The organism is Hydrogenophaga sp. PBL-H3, assembly GCF_010104355.1.
Lineage (GTDB): Bacteria > Pseudomonadota > Gammaproteobacteria > Burkholderiales > Burkholderiaceae_C > Hydrogenophaga.
Window position 1 is genome coordinate 902,440 of sequence record NZ_CP044972.1, and the last position, 23,873, is coordinate 926,312.

Sequence of the window (23,873 nt, forward strand, 5' to 3'; positions counted from 1 at the left end):
GCGCAGCAGGTTCAGATCATCTTCTGGATCAGCGCGCCCTTGAACAACACCGGCCCGGTCGGGCCGCGTTCGCTTGGAACACCGCCCTTGGGTTCCAGGCTGATGGCCAGTGCCGGCACTTCGCGCACGTCACCCGCGCCAGCCGTGAGCTGCAGCAGGCGTTCCTGACTCAGCACGCCCAGAGAGCGCGGACCGCCCGAAGGCGGCAGGGCCCAGAGCTGCAGCGACTTGTCGCTGGCTTCCTGGAAGCCGCCCACGCGTTGAAGCGTGAGCTTGCCGTTCTTCGGGTCGAAGGTCACCAGCATCGAGGCGCTGGCCTGGTCATCGTTGAGCACCGCCACGTATTCGATCTGCGGTGTGGCCGAGAGCCTGGCCTGCAGTTCGTTGATCTGCGCGCCCAGGTTGTCGCGCAGGCCCACGGCGGTGACGAGTGCGAACACGGTGGCGAGCGCACCGGCAGCGGTGGCGCCGCGCCACAGCGCCAGGCTGCGCAGCCAGCCGCTGGCCAGCGGTTTGGCCGCTGGGCTGCGGGCGGCGGCCATGGCCTGCTGCTGGTTGTCGCCCTGCACCAGGTTTTCAATGCGTGTCCACACGGCGGGCGCCGGCTGCTGCGGGGTCTGCAGTTCGTTCATGCTAGCCACGCGGCTTTGCCACACCAACGCGGCGGCGCGCACCGGGGCTTGTTCACGCGCCATGGCTTCAAAGCGGCGGCGGGCGCCACCGCGCAAGGTGCCCAGCGCGTGCGCAGCGGCGAGTTTGTCGAGCAGTTCGGGGTGTTGGATGAGGTTCACGTTGTGTCCTCAGGCGAAGCGCGCCATGCAGGTGCGCAGCTGGTCCAGCCCGCGGCGGATCCAGGTCTTCACGGTGCCCAGGGGCAGGCTGAGTTGCTCGGACAGTTCGCTGTGGCTGAGGTCGCGCAGGTAGGCCAGGCTCACCACCTCGCGCTGGCGGTTCTCCAGCTTGGCCAGGCACTGGTGCAGCGCCCAGGCCTGTTGGCTGGCCAGGGTGGTGTCCATCGGGTTGGGCGAATCGCCCTCCAGGGTGTCGGACATTGCGTCGTCGATCTCGTCGGTGAGGTGGGTGCGATCGGCGGTGCGCCGGCGCAGGTAGTCCAGTGAGCGGCTGCGCACGATCAGGCCGAGCCACGCCATGGGCGGGCTGAGCGAGGCGCGGTAGTCGCCCGCGCAGCGCCAGATGTGCAGAAAGGTTTCCTGCAACGCGTCTTCGGCCCACTCGCTCTTGCCGACCACGCGCATGGCCAGGCCATACAGCTTGGAGGAGGTCGTGTCGTAGAGGGCCTTGAGGGCAGCCTCGTCGCGCTGGGCCACGCGGTCGAGCAAGGCCATGAGAAGTTCGTCGGGTTGTGCGCTCATGCGGGCATTGTGGGGCACCGGCTTGACCCATGCCCACACCGGGGCATGGAAGAAAGCAGGCAGTGCGTTCATGGCCGGCGCCGGCGGGGCTGCACCTGCGTGGGAAGGCTCAAAGCGGTCACGGGCGTGATGTTGACCGCGACCGGCGTGACTTCCAGGAGCTGGTCGGCGTGCACCACGCGCACCTTGGCGGCCCCTTCGGGCAGTCCCTGCATCGTGGCCGTGCCGTTGGCATCGGTCACCACCGTCCAGGGGGAATCGGCCACGAAGATGAAGCCACGCATCGAGCCGTGCAGGTGGCAGCCCAGTTGCACGGCGCCGGCCTTGTCGAGGGTCACCTCGGCGCTGGCCGGGCTCTTGCCTTCGGCCCTGCCGTCCAGGCGCAGCTCGAAGCCCGGCTGGGTGCCCGGGTTGAGGGAAGCCAGGCCCGCCGGCACGCCGCGCACATGGTGTTCCCAGGTGTCGAGGTTGGTGAAGGTCACCCGTGAGCCCACGGGCAACACGCTGGTGGCGGGCACGAACTGCATCTTCTGCTGGCTGATGACGGCCGAGACCGGCGTGGGCTCCGCCGGCTTGGCCCCCGAGGCGGGCTCGATGACCACCACCGCGTCGGCCAGGGGCTTGCCGTCGCGCCCGAGCACGGTCACCTGAACCGTGGCGGCCTGTGCGGCCAGCGGCAGCAGGGTGGCTGCTGCCATCAGCCAGGCCGATGTGTTCGTGCGTTTCATGGTTGTGCCTGGACGCAGGTTCAGCGAACCGTGATCACGTCGCGGTTCATCGGGGCCAGCAGCGCGAGCATCTGGTTCTGGCGGTTGAACGCAATGCCACGCGCGTTCATGCTTTGCTGCAGCACTTCCACCAGGGCGTTGAAATGGCCCTTGTTGATGTCCATGCTGGCGTGTGCGGCCTTCATGTCCGGACCCTTGTAGACGCAGGGGCCGCCCGAGAGCTGACAGAGCTGATCGCCCAGCGACTTCGACAGGTTGGCCAGGTTGGTGTCCTTGAACTGGTTGCCGATGCGCGGGTCGGCCTTGAGGCGAACCACGAAATCGTCCATGAGGCTGCGGATGCCGGCTTCTTCACCGAACGCCTGGTACAAGCCTGCGGCGGGCGCCATGGGGTAAGCGCTTGCGGCCGATGGCGCGGCTGCGGGCTGCATGGACTGGGCGAACGCGGCGCCGCTGGCCAGGGCCAGCAGGGTGAGGGCGGTGGTGGTGATGAGGTGTTTCATGTTGAGGCTCGAAGGTGAAGAGTTCAGAACGCGATCTGGGCCGAGACGTACACGCCGGTCTGTTTGCGGCCGCCGGTGGTGGCGGGCACGATGCGGCCCAGGTCCACATAGGCTGCGGTGAGTGAGACGTTCTTGCTCGGCGCGTAGGCGATGAAGATGTCCTTCCAGTCGTCGGCGCGCAGGCCATCGCCCAGGCCAGCGGCCTGGCCGGCGCGCTGCAGCTTGTTGGGCATGGCGCGGTATTCAACGCCCACGGCCAGCTTGCTGTTGATCAGGTACGCCACCGAGATCTCGGGCTGCAGTTCGTAGCTGTTGTCGGCACCGCCCAGCGTGGCGCCGAAGCCCAGCAGGCCGCCCTGGTTGGCCTTGGTGGCGCGCAGCGTGCCATTGACCAGGATGCCTTGCGCGAGGAACAGCTTGGTGGCGCTGACGTACACGTCGGCGCCGCTGCGTTTGGCACCCAGCGCATTGAGCGTGCCGTCCAGGCCCGAGGACTGCAGGCGTTTGAACTGCACACCCACGGCGATCTGCGGCATCAGGCTGTCGCTGTCGAGCACGGCGTCGCCGGCCACGCGCACCTTGGCGCCCACGATGTCCTGCTTCAGGTGCAGGCCCGGCAGACCCAGCAGGGTGCCGGTGACGCCGGTGTTGAAGTCCTGCCGACCCAGCGAGAGTTCGACGCGGTCGTGGATGCCCACCGCCACGCCATAGGCGGTCAGGCCGTAATCCTTCGTCACGGCGCGGCTGAGGTAGGCCGACACACCCACCTCGCCTTCGGTGGCCTGGCTGCCGATCACGGCCCAGGGCGAAATGCCGCCACCGGCCGCGCCTTCGACGCTGCTCACGCCGCCGGTGAGCAGCAGCTTGCCGGTGTCGGCGTGCACGGGGTTGGCGGTCAGCAGCGCGGCGGCTGCGGCCAGGGGCAGCAGGCGCGCGGCCTGGCTGGCAAAGAGGGTGTTCAAGTTGGGCATGTTGAATGGGCCGTGGGTTGTTGACGGGAGCCCTGGTGAGGGGCGGTGTTGCCTGACCCACTGGATACGCAGCACCTCATCAACTGGATTCAACCGGCCGTGACCCGGCGCCGTCAAAGGGCTTTGTGAATCCATGGGTGGTGCGGGCCGCGTATTCAGCGTGACGGTTGTCACAAGGCCTGGTGCCGATGAACAGCCGATCACTCCACCCCAACCAGGACTCCCCATGAACACCACCCAGACCCCCGACTCCCTGATCTCCCCCGCCTCGCGCCGCGGCTTCATGCGCAGTGGAGGCGTGCTCTCCGCTGCCGCCGTGGCGCTGCTGGCCGGCAATGACGTGCTGGCCGCCTCACACGCCCAGAAGATGGACATGTCCAAGGACGTGGGCATCTTGAACGTGGCGCTCACGCTGGAGCACGAAGCCATCAACGCTTACCAGCTCGGTGCCGGCAGTGGACTGCTGCAAAAGCCGGTGCTTGATGTGGCGGTGCAGTTCCAGGGCCACCACAAGACCCACCGCGACGCGCTGATCGCCACCATCCAGAAGCTCGGCGGCAAGCCTGTGGCCGAGATGAAGCTGGAGGACTACGCCAAGTCGCTCAACGCCGCTTCGCTCAAGAGCCAGGCCGATGTGCTGGACCTCGCCGCCCGCCTGGAGCTGGGCGCCACCAACGCCTACCTGAGCGTGATTCCTGCTCTGGGTGACCGCGAGCTGGCCAAGGTGGCCGCCCGCCTGGCCGCAGACGAAACCATGCACTACACCGTGCTCGCCAGCGCCCTGGGCCGTCCCCTGCCCCCCGGCGCCCTCTCGTTCGGCGCCTGAACCGAAAGCCGATCGCCCTGAGCTTGTCGAAGGGTTGGCGCCTGATCAGAGCGACCGCTGGAAGCCCTCGAGCAGGTTCACCGCGTTGGTGCCCACGGCGTCCACCGCGTAGCCACCTTCAAACGTGAACACGGTGGGCAGCCCGGCACCGGCCAGGGCCTCACCCACGGCGAAGTAGTCGGCGCTTTGCAAGGTGAAGCCCGAGATCGGGTCGCCCTCAAACGTGTCCAGCCCCATGGGCACCACCAGGGCCGTGGCACCAAAGCGCTGGACCGCTTGCAGGGCGATGGTCAGCGACTCGCGCCAGGTGTCAAAGCCGGTGCCGCGCGGCAGCGGCAGGTTCAGGTTGAAGCCCTCGCCCGCACCCGCACCGCGCTCGTCGGCATGGCCCAGGAAAAACGGGTACTCGGTCGCCGGGTCACCGTGGATGGAGACCGTGAACACGTCGGCGCGCTCGTAAAAGATGGTCTGCGTGCCGTTGCCGTGGTGGTAGTCCACGTCGAGCACCGCCACCTTCGAGTGGCCCGCATCGCGCAGCGCCTGTGCGGCAATCGCTGCGTTGTTCAGAAAGCAGTAACCCCCCAGAAAGTCGGGGCCCGCGTGGTGGCCCGGCGGGCGCGAGAGCGCGAACGCGCTGCGCGCACCCGCTGCCACGTCCCCTGCCGCCGCCAGCGCGCAGGCAGCGCCACCGCGCGCCGCCGCCCAGGTGCCCACCGTGAGCGGTGAACCCGAATCGAAGCTGAAGAGGCCGAGGCGCGCTGCAAAGTTGGTGGGCAGCACATCGTTGCGAAAGCCATGGCGGTTGGGCAGCGGCCACACCGAGGGCAGGGCATCGCGCTCTGCATTGGCCGGGTCCATGGCGACCCACTCGGCCCAGGCGCCGCGCAAGAAGTCCACATACCGTGCGCTGTGCACCCGGCCAATCGCCGCATCCAGTGCGGCCTCATCCACCTCGGGCGTCTGCAGCGCGCCCAGCGGGCGCCGCTGCAGCTCGGCCAACACAAAGTCCAGCCGCGCGGGCACCTCGTGGCAGGGCACCATGCGGCCGCGAAACATCTCTTGCTGGCCGGCGTGGGCGGCATGGTGGGGGTTGTGGAAGGTTTTCATGGATGTGCAGTTCGGAACGGGGCAGTTCGGGTTTCAGTAGTGGTACCGAAGCTGGGCAATCAACAGTGAACCCCCTTCGACCTTGTAGACCATGCGGTGCTCGTCGTTGATGCGCCGCGACCAGAAGCCCGACAGGGCATGTTTGAGCGGCTCCGGTTTCCCCACGCCGGCGAACGGATCGCGCTTGACTTCGGCGATCAGCTTGTTGATCCGATCCACCATCTTTCGGTCTTGCTTCTGCCAGTACACGTAGTCTTCCCAGGCTTCGTCGGCAAAGACCAGCTTCACGGCGCGAGCTTTCTTTCCACACCCTTGCCGGCGGACAACTGCGCCACTGCGGAGAGCAGTCGTTTGGCATTCGTCGGGTTGCGCAAAAGGTAGGCGGTTTCTTCCAGAGCTTGGTAGTCTTCGAGCGAGAGCATCACCACCGACTGTTCGCCATTGCGCGTGATGATCAGTGCTTCGTGGTCGTTGCACACGCGGTCCATGGTGCGGGCCAGGTTGGCGCGGGCAGATGAGTAAGTGATGGCATCCATGATGATCTCCAATAAGTACGTTTTATTGTACAACTCGGTCTCCCGAAAGCGCTCAACGTCCACTTTGTTCCAGATCAGCCGCCATGCCCCTCCTGCCCCTGCGACTCTCCCCCGGCACCGACCTTCGGCGCGCTCTGGAAGCACTCCCGGGCAGCCATGGCACGGACTCCGCTTTTGTGGTGGCCGGCATCGGCAGCCTGGTGCAGGTCGGCCTGCGGTACGCAGACGCAACCGAAACCACCTTGCTTGCCGGGCCGCTGGAGATGTTGAGTTTGTCCGGGAGTCTGGGTGCGGCGGGCGCGCACCTGCACGTGTCGGTGTCCGATGCATCGGGCCGCGTGTTCGGTGGGCATCTGGGCCTGGGCAGCACGGTGAGGACCACGGCGGAGGTCTTGCTGGCGTTGTTGCCGCCAGGCACGCTAACTCGGGAGCACGACGCGGCAACCGGGTTCAACGAACTGGTGGTCCGGTCCGGACGGGGAATGCCATGAACATCCACGCGGGCTATCTCCCCGGCTGCATCGGTCGTGTAGTGGAGATACATGCAAGCTTCTACGCCCGCACCGTGGGTTTCGGCGCACCGTTCGAGGCCAAGGTGGCCACCGAGTTGTCCGAGTTCTGCCTGCGCTTCGATCCCGAACGCGATGGCCTCTGGCTCGCGCAAGACACTGCGGGCATTCAAGGCTCGGTGGTGATCGATGGCTCGCACCACGGGGAGGCGGGCGCACACCTGCGCTGGTTCATCACCTCGGATGCGTCGCGCGGCCAGGGCCTGGGCGCCCAGCTGCTCGGCGCCGCCATGGACTTCTGCCGCGCACGCGGTCACCGCAAGGTGTACCTGTGGACCTTCGACGAACTGCACGCGGCGCGTCACCTGTATGAGAAGCACGGCTTTGTACTGGCGCGCACGCAGCGGGGATCGCAGTGGGGCAAGGAAGTCAACGAGCAGCTTTTCATACTTGAAAGGCCATGATCCCCGTCCCCAACGCCTGCGCAGCGCGGGGAGCATTCGATACGTCAAACCCAACCCCACGAAAACCGCCCTGCTCATCATCGATGTTCAACAAGGCCTGTGCGAAGGCGAGGGTCTGGCATTCGAGTCCGACGCTGTGATCGTGCGCAAGACCACGCCGGACGCCTTTCAGGGCACCGACCTTGACGCGCTGCTCAATGCGCACGGCGTGACCAGGCTGATCGTCTGCGGCATGCGCAGCGAGTTTTGTGTCGACACCACCACCCGCCGTGCGCTCGCACTGGGCTACCCGGTGACGCTGGTGGCCGATGCCCACACCTCGGCTGGAAACGCCGTGCTCACGTCGCGCCAGGTGATCGATCACCACAACGCGACGTTGACGAACGTCTCCAGCTTCGGGCCACGCGTGCTGGCCATGGCCAGCGCCGATGTGCAGCGCGGCGCCTGAGGCGCCAGCTCAGCCCAGCGACTTGAACGACTGCAAGGCCGGGAGCGGCGCGAATGCACCCGCGCGTTTGTCCTTCATGGCCGTGATTGCTTCGCGCACATGCGCGTTGCTCCACACCGCGCCCTGCAGCCAGCCCATCTGTCGCAGGCTGTCTTCCACCGAGTGGTCGCGCGCGTAGTTCACAGCCTGTTTGGTGCCCCAGATGGCCACCGGCGGTTTGGACGCGATCTCCTTCGCGCACTGCAGCGCGGCGGCCACCGTGGCCTCGTGCGAGTCGAACACCTCGTTGACCAGGCCGTAGGCCTGTGCCTTGCTCGCGCTCAGGCGGCGGCCGGTGTAGGCCAGTTCTTTCACCACGGCCATCGGGATCAGCTTGGGCAGGCGCTGCAGCGTACCCACGTCGGCCACCATGCCGATGTTGATTTCCTGGATGCAGAAGAAGGCGTCGGCACTTGCATAGCGGATGCAGGCGGCGGTGACCATGTCGACCGCGCCCCCGATGCAGCCGCCCTGGATGGCACAGATCACCGGGATGCGCAGGTTCTCGATCTTGGTGAAGGTGGCCTGGATGTCCATCAGCACATCAAAGATGGCTGCGCGGCCCTCGGCACTCTGGTCGTCCATCTGGATGCCGCCCGCAAAGGTGTCCAGCGACATGCCGGCACTGAAGTGTTTGCCGGTGCTGCTGATCACCAGCGCGCGCGCTGTGCCCTGCGCGTGGATCGTGGTCAGCACCTCGTCGAGCTCGCGCCAGAAGGTGGGGTTCATGGTGTTGAGCTCGGCGGGGCGGCTCATCACCAGGTGGGCGACGTCATCCGTCGAGCTCAGGGAAAAGCAGGTCGTTGCGGTCATGGCGGGTCTGGTCTCGTGGAGGGGGTGGTGAAGCCGGCTCACTGTAGGCCTGAGTTGCGGCCTCGTCTGTCCCGGGCTTGACGAGCTTGCCCACACGCACGCCGAGCAGGCGGATGCGCCGGGTGAGGTCCACCCGCTTGAGACACAGGCCGGCCTGGCGGCGGATGGTGGTGGGGTCGGCGGTGAAGTGGTCGATGGTCACGTCGCGCGTGACGCTCTGGAAGTTGTCGTAGCGCAGCTTGATGCCGATGGTCTTGCCCGCATAACCCTTGGCGCTCAGGTCGCCCGCCACCTGCTCGCACAGCCGGGTGAAGATGGCGCCAAGCTCGGCGCGGTCGCGCACTGCGTGCAGGTCGCGGTCGAAGGTGGTTTCGCGGCTCATGCTCACCGGCTCGCTCTCTGTCTGCACCGGCCGCTCGTCGCGGCCCCAGGACACATCAAACAGCCACGCGCCATAGCTCTTGCCGAAGTGTTGAACCAGCCAGCCCCGCTCGCGCTGAGCGAGCTCGCCGATGGTGTGGATGCCGTGGCCCTGCAGCTTGGCGTCGGCCTTGGGGCCCACGCCATTGATCTTGCGGCAGGGCAGTGGCCAGATGAGGCCTTGCAGGTCGTCGGGCTGCACGATGCTGATGCCATTGGGCTTGTTGAATTCGCTCGCCATCTTCGCGATGAGTTTGTTGGGCGCCACGCCGATGGAGCAGGTGAGGCCTGTGGCCTGGAAGATGCTCTTCTGGATCAGACGAGCCAGCACGCGCCCGCCCTCGCGCTGGCCGCCGGGCACGTGCGTGAAGTCGATGTAGACCTCGTCCACGCCCCGGTCTTCCACCACCGGCGCGATCTCGCGGATGGTGCTCTTGAACAGGCGCGAGATGCGGCGCACTTCGTCAAAGTCCACCGGCAGCAGGATGGCCTGGGGGCACAGCTTGGCGGCCTTCATGAGGCCCATGGCCGAGCCCACGCCGAACTGGCGCGCCGCGTAGGTGGCGGTGGTGGCCACGCCTCGCCCGGTGTAGCCAGCCAGGCGCGGAAAGAAATCGACCGGGATGTGGTCCAGGCTGTTGGTGGCCCATTCGCGGTCGGGGTAGGCTTCGCGCAGGGATTGCAGCAGGTCGTCCTCGCGCCGTCGGCCTCCGCCAATGACCACCGGCAGTCCCTTGAGCTGCGGGTAACGCAGCAACTCGACCGACGCGAAAAACGCGTCCATGTCGAGGTGGGCAATGCGCCGCGGCAGGGTCTGATCGGTTGGGGCGTCCACGCGGTCGAGCATAGCGGGATTACCATGGCGCGAGCCGCTGGCCACCGGCTGGCACCCCGCATCAGGAGGACCGTTCATGAACACCATCGCCCGCCTCGTCACCGCCCTGTTGATCGCCGCCGGCATCGCCATCGCCGGCTTCGCCGTGAGCCAGGGACTGGAGCGTTTTCGCATGTCCGACCGCTCGGTCACGGTCAAGGGGCTGGCCGAAAAAGACGTGGAGAGCGACTTCGCAGTCTGGACGCTCTCGTTCCGCCGCGCGGGCAACGATTTCGGTGGTGTGCAGCAGGCCCTGGCGGGTGACCGCGACAAGGTGGCGGCCTTTCTGAAGCAGCGGGGTTTCACCGATGCCGAGATGGAGGCCAAGCCGCTGCAGGTGCAAGACCTGTTCACCCGCGAATACGCGCAGGGCAATCAGCCGTTTCGCTTCAATGGCACCGGTCAGGTGCTGGTGAAATCGGCCCGCGTGACCGAGGTGGAGGGTGCCGCCCGCGCGGTGGACCCGCTGATCCAGGCCGGTGTGCAGCTCGGTGGTGAGGGCGAGGGAGGCCGCAACGGCCCGCGCTTTCAGCTGCGCGGCTTCAACGACATCAAGGCACCGCTGCTGGCCGAGGCCACACGCAACGCGCGCGAGCAGGCCGACAAGTTTGCTGCCGAAGCGGGCGCACAGCTCGGCCCGCTGAAGAACGCCAACCAGGGCGTGATCCGAATCACCGGTGACGACGGCAATGACTTCGACGACGGCAGTTCGCGCATGAAGCGCCTGCGCGTGGTGAGCACGTTTGAATATGAGCTGAAGTGAGCGCGCGTCAGATCGCCTTCTGGATCAGCCAACCCTGAAACAGGTAAGGCAAGCGCGGACCCGCTGCCTCGGGCACGCCGCCCTTGTCTTCCACGCTGATCGCAAGCTTCGTCACACCGGCCAGCGCGGTGTCTTTCGCAGGCAGTTGCAGTGTCTTGAACTTGCTCTGGATCACGCCCAGCGAACGCGGCGGCTGGTCGCCAGCGATCGCCCAGAGCTGCATGCTGTCCTCGCGGCCTTCCTTCACTTCGTTGAGCCGCTGCACCTGCAACACGCCGGCCTGTGGGTCCATGGTCACCAGCAGGGCCGGCAGTTCCTGGGCGTCCAGCATCACCGACACATAGCGCACCTGCGGCGTGACCGCCAGGCGTTCCTGCAGGTGCACGATCTGCGCCTTGAGTTGTTCGTACATGCTGGCCATGGTGGCCGCGCCCACCAGCAGCACCAGCGCCAGCACCACGCTGATGCCCAGCCACAGCTTGGAGGTGCGGGGCCGCGCCACCGGCTCAACGGGGTTCATGGCGTGGCGGTGGGGAAGGAGCCGGGCAGCAGGATACTTTTGTCCACCGTCTCGATGTTGGTGTGGCCGCAGAAGGCCATGGTGAGGTCGAGCTCGCGGTGGATGATCTCCAGGCACTTGCTCACGCCGGCCTCGCCCATGGCGCCCAGGCCGTAGAGCATGGGCCTGCCGATGTAGACACCCTGCGCACCCAGGGCGCGGGCCTTGAGCACGTCCTGCCCGCTGCGGATGCCACCGTCCATGTGCACCTCGATCTGGCCGCCCACCGCGTCCAGGATCGTTGGCAGCGCCTCGATGCTGCTCTGCGCCCCATCGAGCTGGCGCCCGCCGTGGTTGCTCACGATCAGCGCGTCGGCGCCCGAGGCCACCGACAGCTTCGCGTCTTCCACGTCCTGAATGCCCTTGAGGATGAGCTTGCCGCCCCAGCGCTTCTTGATCCACTCCACGTCGCCCCAGTTGAGCGCCGGGTCGAACTGCTTGGCGGTCCATTCGCTCAGGCTGCCCATGTTGTCCACGCCGCTCACATGGCCAACGATGTTGCCGAACTGTTTGCGCTTCGTGCCCAGCATGCCCAGCGCCCAGCGCGGCTTGCTGGCGATGTTGATCATGTTGGCGATGGTGAGCTTGGGCGGGGCCGACAGACCGTTCTTCAGGTCTTTGTGGCGCTGGCCGAGGATCTGCAGATCGAGCGTGAGCACCAGGGCTGCGCACTTGGCGGCCTTGGCGCGGTCGATCAGGCGCTCGATGAACGCGCGGTCCTTCATCACATACAGCTGGAACCAGAAACCCTCGCCCGCGTGCTGGGCCACGTCTTCGATGGAGCAGATGCTCATGGTGGACAGCGTGAACGGAATGCCCATCTTCTTCGCCGCGCGCGCGGCCAGGATCTCGCCGTCGGCGTGCTGCATGCCGGTGAGACCCGTGGGCGCAATCGCCACCGGCATGGCCACGTCCTGCCCGATCATGGTCGTGCGCGTGCTGCGGTTTTCCATGTTCACCGCCACGCGCTGGCGCAGCTTGATCTTCTGGAAGTCCTCGTTGTTGGCGCGGTAGGTGCTCTCGGTCCATGAGCCGGAATCGGCGTAGTCGTAGAACATGCGCGGTACGCGCTGCTGGGCGAGCACGCGCAGGTCTTCCACGGTGGTGATGACGGTCATGGGGTCTCCAGTGTTGTTGGGGCAGGTGTGGCGACCATGGTAGCGGTCACCCTGGCCGATGGCTTGTGAAAGCGGGACAGTGCGGATTGAAATTTTTGGTGGTGCACTTCAGGGCGCCACTGGCAGGCACTGCGCGCGCTCGTCCGCACCCAGGGGTTCCAGCCAGCCCAATTGCTGCTCCAGCACCGCCACCGTGGCTTCCGAAGCATCGGCGCCGTGGGCCTGCCGAGCGGTGATGCGCTCGCGCAGCACGGCCAGCGGCGCCTCGGTGGCCAGGATGTGAAAAGGACAGGCCAACGACCGTGCCAGCGCACAGAAGGCCTCGCGCTCGTGGTGGCGCAGAAAGGCTGCGTCCACCAGCACCGACCAGCCCTCTTGCAGCAGGTGCTGCGCACGGGCCAGCAGGTGGGCGTAGGTGTCGGTGTGCGCCTGCGGGCTGTACAGGCCGCTGTTCAGGCCCGAGCCGCTGGCCTGCGTGGCGCTCAGGCCGTGCAGGCGCTTGCGTTCCACGTCGGAGCGCAGGCGGATGGCCCGGCCACTGGTCTCGGCCTGCAGCCAGCGGGTGGAAGCCCAGGTCTTGCCGCTGCCCGAGAGGCCGTGCGTGATGACGAGTTGCGGCTCGGGTGGGTGCGCGATGCGCTGTGCCAGCGCTGTATATCCGCGCGCTTCCTGCAACGAGACGGCCACGTCGGCGCCGGCCTGCGTGCTGCGGATCACCGCCACCTTGGCGCGCACCAGGGCGCGGTACACCGCGAAAAAGGGCAGCACGTCGGGGGCGGTGGTGTCGCCGCTGGCGTCCAGCCAGTCGCTGAGCAGGCCGTTGGCCAGCCCGGGCTGGCCGTGGTCGAGCAGATCCATCCAGGCGAAGGCCATGTCGCTGGCCACGTCGATCCAGCGCAGCGCGTCGTTGAACTCGATGCCGTCGAAGGGCACGACCTCGTTGCCAATGAGCACGAGATTGGCCAGGTGCAGGTCGCCGTGGCCCTCGCGCACCCGGCCTTCGCCCAGGCGCTGCACCATCAGCGGGGCGAGGTGCGTGAAGCCCGATTCGGTCCACCGGGCCAGTTGTTCGATCAGTGCCGCATCGCGGTCGGCGGTCAAGCCCTTGCGCAGGGTGGCGATGTTGTCGCGTGCGAAGGCCAGGGTGTCCTCGGCCCGGCCCCAAGAGCCGTTCGCGGGCGCCACCGCAGCGGTGGCCTGGAACGCGGCCATGCGCTGCGCCAGCGAGGTGAGGTGTTCGGGCCGCAGGGCGCCGCGCGCGCACAGGTGGTCGAGGCGGTGGGCCTCGTCGAAGCGGCGCATGTGCACCGCCCATTCGATGACCTGGTCGTCGTCCGTGCCCGCATCGCCCCAACGGGGCTGGTGGGCAGGGCCGGCGATGGGCAGCGCGCCCAGGTAGAGGTGCGAGGCCGGGTCGGTGGTCTCGAAGCGCCGGTTGAGCCGCACCTCGGCTTGACAGGCCGCGCGCCGCAGCGCGAGCGTGCCGAAGTCCATGAAGGGCAGGCGCACCGGCTTCTTGATCTTGTAGGCGTGCCCACCCGCCAGCAGCACCCAGGCGCCGTGGGTTTCCATGAGTTCCACGCGTTGCACCGGGTGCGGGTAACGCGCCGGGTCCAGCAGTGCCGTGATGAGAGCGGATGCCGGGGGCGTCACGGGCGCTCAGGCCAGGCGGGCGCGGTGGCGCGCGATCTGCGCGCGCACCTGGGCGGGCGCCGTGCCGCCCAGTGTGTTGCGCGCATTGAGGCTGCCGCGCAGGCTCAGGCATTCGTACACGTCCTTTTCGATGCTGGCGTTGAAGCCCTGCAGCACCGCCAGGGGCAGTTCCGACAGGTCGCAGTTGTGCGTGACGGCGGCCTTGACCGCATGGGCCACGGTCTCGTGCGCGTCGCGAAACGGCAGGCCCTTCTTCACCAGGTAGTCGGCCAGGTCGGTGGCGGTGGCGTAGCCCTTCTTGGCCGCTTCTTCCATGGCCACGGCATTCACCGTGATGCCGCCTTCCTTCGCACCCGTGGCAGGGTTGGGCTGTCCACCCACCATCTCCACGAAGATGCGCAGCGTGTCCTTCAGGGTGTCCACGGTGTCGAACAGCGGCTCCTTGTCTTCCTGGTTGTCCTTGTTGTAGGCCAGCGGCTGGCCCTTCATGAGCGTGATCAGACCCATGAGGTGGCCGACCACGCGGCCGGTCTTGCCTCGCGCGAGTTCGGGCACGTCGGGGTTCTTCTTCTGCGGCATGATCGACGAGCCGGTGGTGAAGCGGTCGGCGATCTTCACGAAACCGAAGTTCTGGCTCATCCACAGGATCAGCTCTTCGCTGAAGCGGCTGATGTGCACCATGCACAGCGAGGCCGCGGCGGTGAACTCGATGGCGAAGTCGCGGTCGCTCACGCCGTCCAGGCTGTTCTGGCACACCTGCGGCTCACCGCGCTCATTCACCATGCCCAGGCTGCGCGCCACGCGCTCGCGGTCCAGCGGGTAGGTGGTGCCGGCCAGCGCGGCCGAACCCAGCGGCAGGCGGTTGGTGCGGCGGCGCACGTCGACCATGCGCTCGGCGTCGCGCGAGAACATCTCCACATAGGCCAGCAGGTGGTGCGCAAAGCTCACTGGCTGCGCCACCTGCAGGTGGGTGAAGCCCGGCAGGATCACCTCCACGTTTTTCTCCGCCACGTCCACCAGCGCGCCCTGCAACTCGCCCAGCAGCGGGACGATGAGATCGATCTCGCTGCGCAGCCACAGGCGAACGTCGGTGGCCACCTGGTCGTTGCGGCTGCGGCCGGTGTGCAGGCGCTTGCCCGCATCACCCACCAGCTGGGTCAGGCGGGCCTCGATGTTGAGGTGTACGTCTTCGAGGTCGAGTTTCCACTCGAAGTTGCCGGCCTCGATCTCGGTGGTGATCTGGGCCATGCCCTGCTGGATGGAGGCCAGGTCGGCCGCGCCGATGATGCCTTGCGCGGCCAGCATCTCGGCGTGGGCGAGGCTGCCTGTGATGTCGGCTTGCCAGAGGCGTTTGTCGAAGAAGACGCTGGCCGTGTATCGCTTGACCAACTCGCTCATGGGCTCCGAGAATAGGGCGGACCAGGCTTCGGATTTCTTGTCGAATTGGTTGGTGGACATACGGTGTTGCCAGCGGCTTTTGAGGGAACGTAAGGAGCGGAGGACCGCAGGACACAGGGCGGGCAAAGAGGGTTTGAATGATCTTTCGATCGCAACCCTGTGCGATTGCCGGGCGCAGGACCCGGATCAACGCACAATCCCACGTCGACCGACCCGAGCATTGACGCACGCCCCATGAAAGACTCCCGAATTTTATCGACCTTCCAGGATCTGCCCAGCACCCTGGGCACGCAGTCGCTGGAGGAGATGCCCGAGCACGTCCGTGCGCGCGACCGGGTGTTTGACACCTGCCAGGTGGGCGTGGTGCTTCGCGCCGTGCTGTTTGTGCAGGCCATCGTGTCGGTGGCCGCACTCTTTGGTGCGTCGAGTCCGGTGGGCTGGATCACCCAGATGGCGGTGCTCACGGGTGCCGCGCTGCCCGCCGTGCTGGCCTGGTTGCTGTGTGTGTGTGCTTTCAAGCGCAAGCTCGGACGCATGGAGGTCCGGGCCCAATGGATGGCGTGCATCGGGCTGGGTGCGCTGGCCGGCCTGTACGGTTGTGGCTTGCTGGTGCTCATGGGGCTGGCCAACGGGGCGCCCTGGGTGGCCAGCGGGGCTTCTGGCGCGCTGGTGTCGGCGGTGCTGGTGGGTGCGCTGGTGTGGCGCGCCAAGGCCCGCATGCCCGCGGGCACCACCGCGCGGCTGGCCGAGCTGCAGGCGCGCATCCGGCCGCATTTCCTGTTCAACACGCTCAACAGCGCCATTGCTCTGGTGCGCGAGGAGCCCGCCAAGGCCGAGAGCCTGCTGGAAGACTTGAGCGAGCTGTTTCGCCATGCCCTGGCCGATGCCCAGGAGGCGGTGCCCCTGTGGCAGGAACTGGAGCTGGCCGAGCACTACCCGGCCATCGAGCAGGTGCGTTTTGGTGACCGGCTGAAGGTGGAATGGAGCGTGGACGACGCGGCCTCCAAGGCCAAATTACCTCCCCTCATCCTGCAGCCGCTGGTGGAAAATGCGGTGAAGCATGGCGTGGAGCCCAGTCCTTCGGGGGCGGTGGTGCGCATCAGCACCCAGCGGCGCGGTGGTCTGGTGGTGATCAAGGTCACCAACACCGTGCCGGCGGGCAGCGGGCGGCGCGGCAACGGGCTGGCGCTGGACAACGTTCGACAGCGTCTGGCGCTGTTGCACGATGTGCAGGGGCGCTTCCAGAGCGCATTGGTCAATGGGGTGTTTCAGGTTCGACTTGAAATACCGGTATAAGCGGGTATTGAACAGGTCTGGCTACGGAGCGTGACATGACACTGAAGGTACTGATCGTTGACGATGAAGCATTGGCGCGGTCAAGGCTGCGCACCCTGCTCGGCGAATGCAGCGAGCCGCGCGCGGACGTGGTGGGTGAGGCGGCCAACGCCGTGCAGGCGATGGAGCTGATCCAGCGCACCGGGTGTGATCTGGTGCTGCTGGACATCCACATGCCCGGCGTGGACGGCATGACCCTGGCCAAGACCCTGCGCGAACTGGCGGCGCCACCGGCCGTGGTGTTCATCACCGCCTATGCCGAGCACGCGGTGCAGGCCTTTGACCTGGAGGCGGTGGACTACCTGACCAAGCCGGTGCGCCGCGAGCGTCTTCAGCAAGCCCTGCAGAAGGTGCAGCGCCTGCGCGCCGAATCCACCGTTGACGTGGGGCTGCCCGAGAGCCTGATCATCCAGGAGCGTGGTCGCAGCGAGCGCGTGGCACTGGCCGACGTGATCTACCTCAAGGCCGAGCTGAAGTACATCACGGTTCGCACGGCCGACAAGGAACACATCTTTGACGGTGCGCTGAGCGATCTGGAGCAACGTTATGCGCACCTCTTCGTGCGCGTTCACCGCAACGCCCTGGTGTCGCGCCGCGCCGTGCGGGCGGTGGAGAAGCACAACGACCCGGTCGAGGGTGAGGGCTGGACGGTGCGGCTGGACGGGGTCGAGGAGCGCCTTGCGGTGTCGCGCCGTCAATTGGCTGCGGTTCGTGAAGCGCTGATGAGCTGATTGTTTCGGCGCGCCACCAGCACGGAACACCGCGGAACTGGCTTTGCCTGGCCGCAGGTATTGCCCCCTTGAGGAGGTGACGCCGCAGGCGGCGCGGGAGTGCTCAAGTTTCTGCAGCTTCGACCAGGAACCGCACCCGCCGCTGGCCCTGCCACTCGTCCGCATCCAGGCGAAACGCGATTTTCACGCGGGCCGGCAAAGGCTCGGTGTGGCCGAACCAGATCCCGTCCACCGGCTCCCCCTGGTGCTTGAGTTTGAGCGCCAGGTGCTTCTCGCCCACCAGCCGCTGCGACACCACCTGCACCTCTTCGCAGAACACCGGCGGCGCAAACCCCTGGCCCCACACCTCCTTGTGCAGCGTGTCCACCAGATCGGCGCGGCGGTACTTCGTGTCCAGCGCACCGTCTGCCTCCATGCGGCGCTGCAGCGTGGCCGCGTCCAGCCACTCGTGGGCCACTTGCTGCAGCGCGGCTTCGAACGTCTCCAGGTGCTCCTCGTCGATGGTGCAACCGGCCGCCATGGCGTGGCCTCCGAAGCGCAGCAACACGCCCGGGTGGCGCTTGGCCACCAGGTCGAGCGCGTCGCGCAGATGGAAGCCCGCGATCGAGCGCCCCGATCCCTTGAGCTCGTTCTCCTTGCCCTCGGCACCGCTGGCTGCAAACACGAAGGTGGGGCGGTGCAGCTTGTCTTTGAGGCGCGAGGCCACGATGCCGACCACGCCCTCGTGGAAATCAGGGTCGAACACGATGAGTGCTGGTGGCGGCTCCTCGGACTCGTCGAACATCTCCTCGGCCATCTGCAAGGCCTGGTCGCGCATGTCGCCCTCGATGGCCTTGCGCTCGCGGTTGATGCCGTCCAGCGTGCGCGCGAGTTCGTCGGCGCGCAGCGCGTCGTCGGTGGTCAGGCACTCGATGCCCAGCGTCATGTCGGCCAGGCGCCCGGCCGCGTTCAGACGTGGGCCGAGTGCGAAGCCGAAATCGAATCCGGTGGCCGCCTCGGGCTTGCGCGCGGCCACGTTGAACAGCGCCGTCATGCCCGGCGGCATGGCCCCGGCGCGCACGCGCTTCAAGCCCTGGGCGACAAGGCGGCGGTTGTTGGCGTCGAGCTTGACCACATCGGCCACCGTGCCGAGTGCCACGAGCGGCAGCAGTGCGTCGATCTTGGGCTGGGTCTGGGCGGTGAACACACCGCGTTCGCGGAGTTCCGCGCGCAGCGCCAGCAGCACATAAAACATCACGCCCACGCCGGCGATCGACTTGCTCTCGAAGGTGCAGCCGGGTTGGTTGGGATTCACGATGATGCAGTCCTGCGGCAACACCACCTCGCCGTCTTTGATGGCCGGCAGGTGGTGGTCGGTCACGATCACCTGCAGGCCGAGTTCGCGCGCTGCACGCACACCGTCCACGCTGGCGATGCCGTTGTCCACCGTCACCAGCACGTCGGCACCCTGCGCCTTCACGCGCTTCGATATGGAGGGCGTGAGGCCGTAGCCGTCGGTCACGCGGTCGGGCACGAGGTAGTTCACACGGTCGAAGCCCATGGGTGCGCCCAGCAGGCGCAGGCCACGCAGGCCCACCGCGCAGGCGGTGGCGCCGTCGCAGTCGTAGTCGGCCACGATGCAGATGGCCTGGTTGGCGGCCATGGCATCGGCCAGGGCACGCGCGGCGTCCTGTGCGCCCCACATCTGCGAAGGCGGGATCAGGCGGGCCAGCGCGTCGTCGAGTTCGTCGGTGCTGGTGATGCCGCGTGCGGCAAACAGGCGCGCCAGCAGCGGGTGCAGGCCGCCTTGCTCGAGCGCCCAAGCGGCGCGGGGCGGCACGTCGCGGGTGATGATCTTCATAGGGTTTCCAGGGTCTTCCAGGCCGGGGCGTTGCCCAGCCAGTTCTTGATGAGGCGGCCAGCGCGCGCCACGGCGCCGCGCGGCGCATTTGTGAAGCACTGCGCGCTGCGCTCGCCGCACAGGGTGAGTGTGACCGGCAGGCCACGGCGCACAAGCTCCAGGAGGTTTTTGATGTTGCCGCTGTCCAGGGCTATCCACGCGTCCTTCCAGCGTGTCCAGTCGGCCTGCAGGGCGGCGTTGCGCAATTCGTTCGGCAGGGTCGGGGTCGGCTGCAAGACGGTTGCGTGGTCAATCGCTCCTGCCCCGCTGAGCCAGAAGCCGTTGACGGGGTGCAGTCGAAGCGCCTCGCGCGCATCAAACGCGGGGTGTGTGTAGAACAGCATCTGCGCTTCGCTTTGCAGCCGCTTGAGCAGTTGACCGCCCGCCGGGTTGGCCGAGCTGTCGGTCATCCAGGCTTCGACCGAGCGCCCGCTCACACGGTCCAGGCTGGCGCAGGCGATGCCGCGCAGCACCTCGCCGCTGGCGTGCCAGCGCGTGGCGGACTCGTAGCGCAGGGTGATGCCGTCCTCGGCGCAGTAGGGCGCAAGTGCATCGAACAAAGGGCGGGCGTGTTCGTCGGTCAGGCCCAGTTGTTCCCCCGGCAGCAGCGTCACCTGCTCCATGCCGACCTGAAAGTGACAGGGCGAGAGCCAGGCTTGGGGCGTGTGGGGCTGCGTGCTCGCGGCCGCGGCCCAGGGCAGCAGGCCGTCGGGGTAGGCCGAGCCGTCGGCGCGCACCAGGCCGATGGCCCGCGCCAGCGCGCGCTCGTGCGGCGCACTCAGGCTGTGGTCGGTGTCGCTGTCGGTGTGCGCGGGTTGCAGCTCGGCCAGCAAAGCGGTGAGCTGGGGCAGTGGCAGCCCTTGCAGCACCGCCCGGCAGGCGGGATCGCTGGCGCTGGCAAAAGGAACCAGCAGGTGGTCAGCGGGCTCAGAGGCCATGTGGGAAACGGGCATGACGCGATTGTCGGGGATGCCACAATGCCCGCTGGACCTCACATGCAAACTCCCTACGAACTCATCCTCGGCTGGCGCTACACACGCGCCGGCCGCGCCACCCGGCGCAACGGCTTCATCTCCTTCATCTCTGGCGTGTCCATGCTGGGCATCGCGCTGGGCGTGGCCGCGCTGATCATCGTGCTCTCGGTCATGAACGGCTTCCAGAAGGAAGTGCGCGACCGCATGCTCGGTGTGCTGTCGCACATCGAGGTGTTCGAGCCCGGTGGCCAGGCCATTCCCAACCTGGCCGACACGCTGGCGAAGATCGAGCGCCACCCCGAGGTGTTGGGCGCTGCGCCGTTCGTGGGCGCACAGGCGCTGATCGCGCGCGGCGAAGACATGAAGGGCGCGCTGGTGCGCGGCATCGACCCGGCGCTGGAGCCCAAGGTCACCGACCTCGCAGCCCAGTTGGCCGACACGGTGCTGCCGCGCCTGGTGCCCGGTGAATTCGGCGTGATCCTGGGTGGTGAGCTGGCGCGCAGCCTGGGTGTGGTCGCCGGTGACAGCGTCACGCTGATCGCGCCCAGCGGGCAAGTGACCCCGGCCGGCGTGGTGCCACGCATCCGCCAGATGACGGTGGTGGGCACCTTTGATTCGGGCCATTACGAATACGACTCGGCGCTGGCCCTGCTGCACCAGGAAGACGCCGCGCGCATCTTCCGCGTGGAAGGCCCAACCGGCGTGCGCGTGAAGATCAAGGACCTGCACGCCGCGCGCGAGGTGGCCGTGTCCATCGCCGCCGATCTTGACCCCGGCCTGCTGGTGCGCGACTGGACGCGTCAGAACCGCACCTGGTTCGCGGCCGTGCAGTTGGAGAAACGCATGATGTTCATCATCCTCACGCTGATCGTGGCGGTGGCGGCGTTCAACCTCGTGTCCACGCTGGTGATGACGGTGACCGACAAACGCGCCGACATCGCCATCCTGCGCACACTGGGTGCGAGCCCGCAGAGCATCATGGGTGTGTTCATGGTGCAGGGCGCCATGGTGGGTGTGATCGGCACCGGCGCGGGCCTGCTGCTCGGCCTGGGCATCGCCTTCAACATCGACACCCTGGTGCCCGCACTCGAACGCCTGCTGGGCGCGAGCTTCCTGCCGCAGGACATCTACCTCATCAGCCGCATGCCCAGCGACCCGCAGCAGACCGACATCCTGCCGGTGGCGGTGATCTCGCTGGTGCTGTCCTTCCTGGCCACGATTTACCCGAGCTGGCGCGCAAGCCGCGTCAACCCTGCCGAAGCCCTCCGCTATGAGTGAAATCGTTCTCCAGGCCAACGGCCTCACCAAACGCTTCACCGAAGGCCGCCTCGACGTCACCGTGCTCACCGGCGTGGACCTCACGGTGCGCGCGGGCGAAACCGTGGCCATCGTCGGTGCTTCGGGTTCGGGCAAGAGCACCTTGCTGCACCTGCTCGGCGGGCTGGACGCGCCCACCAGTGGCAGCGTGCAGCTCATGGGCCAGACGATGTCTGGCTTGAGCGCCACGCAGCAAGGCGTGTTGCGCAACCAGCACCTGGGTTTTGTCTACCAGTTCCACCACCTGCTGCCCGAGTTCAGCGCGCGCGACAACGTGGCCATGCCGCTGTGGATCCGCCGCCTGCCGCGCGCAGAGGCGGCCGAGCAGGCCCGCAAGATCCTCACGCGGGTGGGTCTTGCCGAGCGCCTGGGTCACCGCCCGGCCGAGCTCTCGGGCGGCGAGCGCCAGCGTGTGGCCATCGCGCGGGCACTGGTCACACAGCCCGCCTGCGTGCTGGCCGACGAGCCCACCGGCAACCTCGATCGCAACACCGCCGAAGGCGTGTTCCAGCTCATGCTGGAGCTGGCCCGCGACCAGGGGACCGCCTTCATCGTGGTCACCCACGACGAGACACTGGCCGCGCGTTGCAATCGCGTGCTGCGGTTGACGACCGGGGTCCTGACTTAGAGCGATCCGCCGCCGGGCCGCTCCCAAGGCGGATCAGCCCCCTCGGGGGGCAGCGACCCGCGCAGCGGCGGAGCGTGGGGGCTCACGGCTTGGTGCGAAGAAAACGCAGGGGTTTGTCCAGCCCCTGCACGTGCATCAGCATCGTCGTGCCATTCACCTCCAGCCGTTGCGCCTTTTGCAGCGCGGCCAGGTAACGCGTTTCCTGATCGGCCACGGCTTCCGCGCAGGCCATGCGCGTGCCACCCAGCTGACCCAGCGCAATGCGGTCCTGCATCAGCGTGTAGGAGCCCACAAAGCGGTTGCACGAGCTGTTGCCGGCCACGCGTCCGGCTTCGGGAAAAGTCAGCGTGGCTTGCACGCGTTCGAGCACGCCGCGCCCGCCGAGGTCTTCAAGCCGCCACTCGCTGCCCACCAGCGGTGCGGCGGCCGGCGCGCCCGGCAGGGCGCAGGCGGTGAGGGCGAGCAGCACGGGAGCGGCGAACCAGAAGCGACGTGGCATGGCGTGTCCTTTCGGGGTGGAGCGGGCCTTCGAACAGGCTTGTCGGCACAATGGTTCGTTATACCGCCATGTGGATCGACACACACTGCCATCTGGACGCGCCCGAGTTCGGCGCCGACCACGCACTTGCGCTGAACCTGCGCGAGCGCGCGGCCGCGCTCGGCGTGGGCCGGTGCGTGATCCCGGCGGTGGAGCGCGCCAACTTCGGTACCGTGCGCCAGCTCGCGCACCGGCTGGGTGACGCCTACGCGCTGGGCATCCACCCGCTGTGCGTGCCGCGAGCCCAGGACACCGATCTGCACGCGCTGGACGCCGCGCTCACAGAACACCGCAACGATCCGCGCCTGGTGGCCGTGGGCGAGATCGGACTCGATTTTTTTGTGCCGGCCCTGTGCACGCCCGAGATGCGCGAGCGCCAGTCTTTCTTTTATCGCGCCCAGCTGCGCCTGGCGCGCCAACACGGATTGCCGGTGATCGTGCATGTGCGGCGCAGCGCCGACATGCTGCTCAAGCACCTGCGCGAGCTGCCCACGGGCGGCGGTATCGCTCACGCGTTCAATGGCAGTGAGCAGCAGGCGCAGGCGTTTCTGGGTCTGGGCTTCAAGCTGGGTTTTGGCGGTGCTGTCACCTTCGAGCCGGCGCGGCAGTTGCGCCGCCTGGCCACCGAGCTGCCGCTGTCGGCTCTGGTGCTGGAGACCGACGCACCCGACATTCCACCGCACTGGCTTTACGCCACGGCCGCCGAGCGCGCAGCGGGCCAGGCGCAGGGCGTCAACAGCCCGGCCGAGTTGCCGCGCATCGGTGCGGTGGTGTCAGAGCTGCGCGGCTTGTCCGCCGGGGACCTGATGTGTGCCACCACCGCCAACGCGCTGGCCGTGCTGCCCCGCCTGGCGGCATTGGTCCGATCGGCATGAGCCGACTGCAGGGCCTCGCGCCGGTGCTGGACGCGAACACGCGCGTGCTGGTACTGGGCAGTTTTCCGGGCGTGGCCTCGCTGCGTGCGCAGCAGTACTACGGCCATCCGCAAAACCACTTCTGGAGAATCCTCGGTGCCTTGTGGGCGCAACCCTTGCTGGCGATGGACTATGCCCAGCGTGTGGCCTCGCTGCGCGAACATGGTCTGGGCGTGTGGGATGTGTACGGCACCTGCGAGCGCGAAGGCAGCCTGGACGCGAACATCCAGCACGCGGAGCTCAACGATGTCGCGGCGGTGCTGCGCGCCTGTCCGCGGCTGGAGGCGATTGCACACAACGGCGGTGAGAGTTACCGCCACGCGCGGCACACGGAGCGGCTGGGTGTGCCGGTCTACAAGCTGCCGTCCACCAGCCCGGCCAACGCGAGCTGGAGCTTTGACCGCAAGCTCTCCGCATGGGCCGAAGTGTTGCGGCGACATGGGGTGGCGGCCTGA

28 protein-coding genes are annotated in these 23,873 nt (G+C 67.5%); 11 read left to right on the forward strand and 17 right to left on the reverse strand.

Annotated elements, in window-relative coordinates:
- Nucleotides 1-11 precede the first annotated feature (11 nt).
- From F9Z44_RS04345 to F9Z44_RS04365, 5 genes are all read right to left on the reverse strand, one after another.
- Nucleotides 12-791: an anti-sigma factor gene (locus F9Z44_RS04345; protein ID WP_159603910.1), complete on the reverse strand. Its 780-nt coding sequence runs from the start codon at nucleotides 789-791 to the stop codon at nucleotides 12-14.
- 9 nt (nucleotides 792-800) lie between these two features.
- The gene (locus tag F9Z44_RS04350) at nucleotides 801-1,373 is read right to left on the reverse strand and encodes an RNA polymerase sigma factor (protein ID WP_159608575.1); all 573 of its coding nucleotides are present in this window, start codon (nucleotides 1,371-1,373) and stop codon (nucleotides 801-803) included.
- A 68-nt stretch (nucleotides 1,374-1,441) separates the two neighbouring features.
- Nucleotides 1,442-2,101 carry a cupredoxin domain-containing protein gene (locus F9Z44_RS04355; RefSeq protein WP_236574251.1) on the reverse strand — a complete coding sequence of 220 codons (660 nt, stop codon included), beginning with the start codon at nucleotides 2,099-2,101 and terminating at the stop codon, nucleotides 1,442-1,444.
- A gap of 20 nt (nucleotides 2,102-2,121) precedes the next feature.
- The gene (locus F9Z44_RS04360) at nucleotides 2,122-2,604 is read right to left on the reverse strand and encodes a group I truncated hemoglobin (RefSeq protein WP_159603912.1); all 483 of its coding nucleotides are present in this window, start codon (nucleotides 2,602-2,604) and stop codon (nucleotides 2,122-2,124) included.
- A 23-nt stretch (nucleotides 2,605-2,627) separates the two neighbouring features.
- Entirely contained in the window at nucleotides 2,628-3,575 is a 948-nt protein-coding gene (locus F9Z44_RS04365) for a DUF3034 family protein (protein WP_159603914.1), read from the reverse strand.
- Between the two features lie 226 nt (nucleotides 3,576-3,801).
- On the opposite strand from F9Z44_RS04365, the gene F9Z44_RS04370 reads away from it, so the two are divergent.
- Complete coding sequence (locus tag F9Z44_RS04370) at nucleotides 3,802-4,401, forward strand: ferritin-like domain-containing protein (RefSeq protein WP_159603916.1); 600 nt, start codon at nucleotides 3,802-3,804, stop codon at nucleotides 4,399-4,401.
- 45 nt (nucleotides 4,402-4,446) lie between these two features.
- Here F9Z44_RS04370 and F9Z44_RS04375 read toward each other — a convergent pair whose 3' ends face one another.
- From F9Z44_RS04375 to F9Z44_RS04385, 3 genes are read right to left on the reverse strand one after another with little or no spacing between them, the layout of a single operon-like run.
- Nucleotides 4,447-5,508 (reverse strand): histone deacetylase family protein, encoded by a 1,062-nt coding sequence (locus F9Z44_RS04375; RefSeq protein ID WP_159603918.1) that lies wholly within the window; start codon nucleotides 5,506-5,508, stop codon nucleotides 4,447-4,449.
- A 33-nt stretch (nucleotides 5,509-5,541) separates the two neighbouring features.
- Complete coding sequence (locus F9Z44_RS04380) at nucleotides 5,542-5,796, reverse strand: Txe/YoeB family addiction module toxin (RefSeq protein WP_159603920.1); 255 nt, start codon at nucleotides 5,794-5,796, stop codon at nucleotides 5,542-5,544.
- Entirely contained in the window at nucleotides 5,793-6,044 is a 252-nt protein-coding gene (locus F9Z44_RS04385) for a type II toxin-antitoxin system Phd/YefM family antitoxin (RefSeq protein WP_159603922.1), read from the reverse strand. The genes F9Z44_RS04380 and F9Z44_RS04385 overlap by 4 nt, the downstream gene beginning before the upstream one ends.
- 83 nt (nucleotides 6,045-6,127) lie before the next feature.
- Between F9Z44_RS04385 and F9Z44_RS04390 the strand changes: the two genes are divergently transcribed.
- From F9Z44_RS04390 to F9Z44_RS04400, 3 genes are read left to right on the forward strand one after another with little or no spacing between them, the layout of a single operon-like run.
- On the forward strand, nucleotides 6,128-6,535 hold the full coding sequence (locus F9Z44_RS04390) for a PPC domain-containing DNA-binding protein (protein ID WP_159603924.1): 408 nt from the start codon (nucleotides 6,128-6,130) through the stop codon (nucleotides 6,533-6,535).
- A complete protein-coding gene (locus F9Z44_RS04395) occupies nucleotides 6,532-7,017 on the forward strand; it encodes a GNAT family N-acetyltransferase (protein WP_159603926.1) in 486 nt (161 codons plus the stop codon). Before F9Z44_RS04390 ends, F9Z44_RS04395 begins: the two co-directional genes overlap by 4 nt.
- A gap of 34 nt (nucleotides 7,018-7,051) precedes the next feature.
- Complete coding sequence (locus tag F9Z44_RS04400) at nucleotides 7,052-7,465, forward strand: isochorismatase family protein (protein ID WP_236574326.1); 414 nt, start codon at nucleotides 7,052-7,054, stop codon at nucleotides 7,463-7,465.
- Between the two features lie 9 nt (nucleotides 7,466-7,474).
- On the opposite strand, the gene F9Z44_RS04405 is transcribed toward F9Z44_RS04400, so the two are convergent.
- Both F9Z44_RS04405 and F9Z44_RS04410 read right to left on the reverse strand, forming a co-directional pair.
- On the reverse strand, nucleotides 7,475-8,317 hold the full coding sequence (locus F9Z44_RS04405; RefSeq protein WP_159603930.1) for an enoyl-CoA hydratase-related protein: 843 nt from the start codon (nucleotides 8,315-8,317) through the stop codon (nucleotides 7,475-7,477).
- Nucleotides 8,277-9,584, reverse strand: a complete 1,308-nt coding sequence (locus F9Z44_RS04410; RefSeq protein ID WP_159603932.1) for a Y-family DNA polymerase — start codon at nucleotides 9,582-9,584, stop codon at nucleotides 8,277-8,279. Before F9Z44_RS04410 ends, F9Z44_RS04405 begins: the two co-directional genes overlap by 41 nt.
- A gap of 64 nt (nucleotides 9,585-9,648) precedes the next feature.
- Between F9Z44_RS04410 and F9Z44_RS04415 the strand changes: the two genes are divergently transcribed.
- Nucleotides 9,649-10,374 (forward strand): SIMPL domain-containing protein, encoded by a 726-nt coding sequence (locus F9Z44_RS04415; RefSeq protein WP_159603934.1) that lies wholly within the window; start codon nucleotides 9,649-9,651, stop codon nucleotides 10,372-10,374.
- Between the two features lie 7 nt (nucleotides 10,375-10,381).
- Here the strand turns inward: F9Z44_RS04415 and F9Z44_RS04420 are convergent, their stop codons facing one another.
- From F9Z44_RS04420 to argH, 4 genes are all read right to left on the reverse strand, one after another.
- Nucleotides 10,382-10,894 carry an anti-sigma factor domain-containing protein gene (locus F9Z44_RS04420; protein ID WP_159603936.1) on the reverse strand — a complete coding sequence of 171 codons (513 nt, stop codon included), beginning with the start codon at nucleotides 10,892-10,894 and terminating at the stop codon, nucleotides 10,382-10,384.
- The gene (locus F9Z44_RS04425) at nucleotides 10,891-12,051 is read right to left on the reverse strand and encodes an alpha-hydroxy acid oxidase (RefSeq protein WP_159603938.1); all 1,161 of its coding nucleotides are present in this window, start codon (nucleotides 12,049-12,051) and stop codon (nucleotides 10,891-10,893) included. The genes F9Z44_RS04420 and F9Z44_RS04425 overlap by 4 nt, the downstream gene beginning before the upstream one ends.
- A gap of 108 nt (nucleotides 12,052-12,159) precedes the next feature.
- Nucleotides 12,160-13,704: a bifunctional aminoglycoside phosphotransferase/ATP-binding protein gene (locus F9Z44_RS04430; RefSeq protein WP_236574252.1), complete on the reverse strand. Its 1,545-nt coding sequence runs from the start codon at nucleotides 13,702-13,704 to the stop codon at nucleotides 12,160-12,162.
- A 6-nt stretch (nucleotides 13,705-13,710) separates the two neighbouring features.
- Complete coding sequence (gene argH, locus F9Z44_RS04435) at nucleotides 13,711-15,162, reverse strand: argininosuccinate lyase (protein ID WP_159603940.1); 1,452 nt, start codon at nucleotides 15,160-15,162, stop codon at nucleotides 13,711-13,713.
- A gap of 174 nt (nucleotides 15,163-15,336) precedes the next feature.
- On the opposite strand from argH, the gene F9Z44_RS04440 reads away from it, so the two are divergent.
- Nucleotides 15,337-16,398 (forward strand): sensor histidine kinase, encoded by a 1,062-nt coding sequence (locus F9Z44_RS04440; protein WP_159603942.1) that lies wholly within the window; start codon nucleotides 15,337-15,339, stop codon nucleotides 16,396-16,398.
- 35 nt (nucleotides 16,399-16,433) lie between these two features.
- Nucleotides 16,434-17,168 carry a LytR/AlgR family response regulator transcription factor gene (locus F9Z44_RS04445; RefSeq protein ID WP_159603944.1) on the forward strand — a complete coding sequence of 245 codons (735 nt, stop codon included), beginning with the start codon at nucleotides 16,434-16,436 and terminating at the stop codon, nucleotides 17,166-17,168.
- 103 nt (nucleotides 17,169-17,271) lie between these two features.
- Here the strand turns inward: F9Z44_RS04445 and recJ are convergent, their stop codons facing one another.
- Together recJ and F9Z44_RS04455 are read right to left on the reverse strand one after the other, a co-directional pair.
- The gene (recJ, locus tag F9Z44_RS04450; RefSeq protein ID WP_159603946.1) at nucleotides 17,272-19,008 is read right to left on the reverse strand and encodes a single-stranded-DNA-specific exonuclease RecJ; all 1,737 of its coding nucleotides are present in this window, start codon (nucleotides 19,006-19,008) and stop codon (nucleotides 17,272-17,274) included.
- Nucleotides 19,005-20,000, reverse strand: a complete 996-nt coding sequence (locus F9Z44_RS04455; protein WP_159603948.1) for a phosphoglycerate mutase — start codon at nucleotides 19,998-20,000, stop codon at nucleotides 19,005-19,007. Before F9Z44_RS04455 ends, recJ begins: the two co-directional genes overlap by 4 nt.
- A 42-nt stretch (nucleotides 20,001-20,042) precedes the next feature.
- Between F9Z44_RS04455 and F9Z44_RS04460 the strand changes: the two genes are divergently transcribed.
- Together F9Z44_RS04460 and lolD are read left to right on the forward strand one after the other, a co-directional pair.
- The gene (locus F9Z44_RS04460; RefSeq protein WP_159603950.1) at nucleotides 20,043-21,299 is read left to right on the forward strand and encodes a lipoprotein-releasing ABC transporter permease subunit; all 1,257 of its coding nucleotides are present in this window, start codon (nucleotides 20,043-20,045) and stop codon (nucleotides 21,297-21,299) included.
- Nucleotides 21,292-21,966, forward strand: coding sequence for a lipoprotein-releasing ABC transporter ATP-binding protein LolD (gene lolD / locus F9Z44_RS04465; protein WP_159603952.1), 675 nt, complete (start codon nucleotides 21,292-21,294; stop codon nucleotides 21,964-21,966). The genes F9Z44_RS04460 and lolD overlap by 8 nt, the downstream gene beginning before the upstream one ends.
- An 82-nt stretch (nucleotides 21,967-22,048) precedes the next feature.
- Here the strand turns inward: lolD and F9Z44_RS04470 are convergent, their stop codons facing one another.
- The gene (locus F9Z44_RS04470; RefSeq protein WP_159603954.1) at nucleotides 22,049-22,465 is read right to left on the reverse strand and encodes an META domain-containing protein; all 417 of its coding nucleotides are present in this window, start codon (nucleotides 22,463-22,465) and stop codon (nucleotides 22,049-22,051) included.
- A 50-nt stretch (nucleotides 22,466-22,515) separates the two neighbouring features.
- Here F9Z44_RS04470 and F9Z44_RS04475 point away from each other — a divergent pair, with 50 nt between their 5' ends.
- Nucleotides 22,516-23,379, forward strand: a complete 864-nt coding sequence (locus tag F9Z44_RS04475; protein ID WP_236574253.1) for a TatD family hydrolase — start codon at nucleotides 22,516-22,518, stop codon at nucleotides 23,377-23,379.
- A complete protein-coding gene (locus tag F9Z44_RS04480) occupies nucleotides 23,376-23,873 on the forward strand; it encodes a DNA-deoxyinosine glycosylase (protein WP_159603956.1) in 498 nt (165 codons plus the stop codon). Before F9Z44_RS04475 ends, F9Z44_RS04480 begins: the two co-directional genes overlap by 4 nt.

Bases quoted from the DNA above. Each gene is read 5' to 3' on its own strand.
- F9Z44_RS04350 (WP_159608575.1), bottom strand. From the start codon at position 1,373: ATGAGCGCACAACCCGACGAACTTCTCATGGCCTTGCTCGACCGCGTG.
- F9Z44_RS04355 (WP_236574251.1), bottom strand. From the start codon at position 2,101: ATGAAACGCACGAACACATCGGCCTGGCTGATGGCAGCAGCCACCCTG.
- F9Z44_RS04360 (WP_159603912.1), bottom strand. From the start codon at position 2,604: ATGAAACACCTCATCACCACCACCGCCCTCACCCTGCTGGCCCTGGCC.
- F9Z44_RS04365 (WP_159603914.1), bottom strand. From the start codon at position 3,575: ATGCCCAACTTGAACACCCTCTTTGCCAGCCAGGCCGCGCGCCTGCTG.
- F9Z44_RS04370 (WP_159603916.1), top strand. From the start codon at position 3,802: ATGAACACCACCCAGACCCCCGACTCCCTGATCTCCCCCGCCTCGCGC.
- F9Z44_RS04375 (WP_159603918.1), bottom strand. From the start codon at position 5,508: ATGAAAACCTTCCACAACCCCCACCATGCCGCCCACGCCGGCCAGCAA.
- F9Z44_RS04385 (WP_159603922.1), bottom strand. From the start codon at position 6,044: ATGGATGCCATCACTTACTCATCTGCCCGCGCCAACCTGGCCCGCACC.
- F9Z44_RS04390 (WP_159603924.1), top strand. From the start codon at position 6,128: ATGCCCCTCCTGCCCCTGCGACTCTCCCCCGGCACCGACCTTCGGCGC.
- F9Z44_RS04395 (WP_159603926.1), top strand. From the start codon at position 6,532: ATGAACATCCACGCGGGCTATCTCCCCGGCTGCATCGGTCGTGTAGTG.
- F9Z44_RS04405 (WP_159603930.1), bottom strand. From the start codon at position 8,317: ATGACCGCAACGACCTGCTTTTCCCTGAGCTCGACGGATGACGTCGCC.
- F9Z44_RS04410 (WP_159603932.1), bottom strand. From the start codon at position 9,584: ATGCTCGACCGCGTGGACGCCCCAACCGATCAGACCCTGCCGCGGCGC.
- F9Z44_RS04415 (WP_159603934.1), top strand. From the start codon at position 9,649: ATGAACACCATCGCCCGCCTCGTCACCGCCCTGTTGATCGCCGCCGGC.
- F9Z44_RS04420 (WP_159603936.1), bottom strand. From the start codon at position 10,894: ATGAACCCCGTTGAGCCGGTGGCGCGGCCCCGCACCTCCAAGCTGTGG.
- F9Z44_RS04425 (WP_159603938.1), bottom strand. From the start codon at position 12,051: ATGACCGTCATCACCACCGTGGAAGACCTGCGCGTGCTCGCCCAGCAG.
- argH (WP_159603940.1), bottom strand. From the start codon at position 15,162: ATGTCCACCAACCAATTCGACAAGAAATCCGAAGCCTGGTCCGCCCTA.
- F9Z44_RS04440 (WP_159603942.1), top strand. From the start codon at position 15,337: ATGAAAGACTCCCGAATTTTATCGACCTTCCAGGATCTGCCCAGCACC.
- F9Z44_RS04445 (WP_159603944.1), top strand. From the start codon at position 16,434: ATGACACTGAAGGTACTGATCGTTGACGATGAAGCATTGGCGCGGTCA.
- recJ (WP_159603946.1), bottom strand. From the start codon at position 19,008: ATGAAGATCATCACCCGCGACGTGCCGCCCCGCGCCGCTTGGGCGCTC.
- F9Z44_RS04455 (WP_159603948.1), bottom strand. From the start codon at position 20,000: ATGCCCGTTTCCCACATGGCCTCTGAGCCCGCTGACCACCTGCTGGTT.
- F9Z44_RS04460 (WP_159603950.1), top strand. From the start codon at position 20,043: ATGCAAACTCCCTACGAACTCATCCTCGGCTGGCGCTACACACGCGCC.
- lolD (WP_159603952.1), top strand. From the start codon at position 21,292: ATGAGTGAAATCGTTCTCCAGGCCAACGGCCTCACCAAACGCTTCACC.
- F9Z44_RS04470 (WP_159603954.1), bottom strand. From the start codon at position 22,465: ATGCCACGTCGCTTCTGGTTCGCCGCTCCCGTGCTGCTCGCCCTCACC.
- F9Z44_RS04475 (WP_236574253.1), top strand. From the start codon at position 22,516: ATGGTTCGTTATACCGCCATGTGGATCGACACACACTGCCATCTGGAC.
- F9Z44_RS04480 (WP_159603956.1), top strand. From the start codon at position 23,376: ATGAGCCGACTGCAGGGCCTCGCGCCGGTGCTGGACGCGAACACGCGC.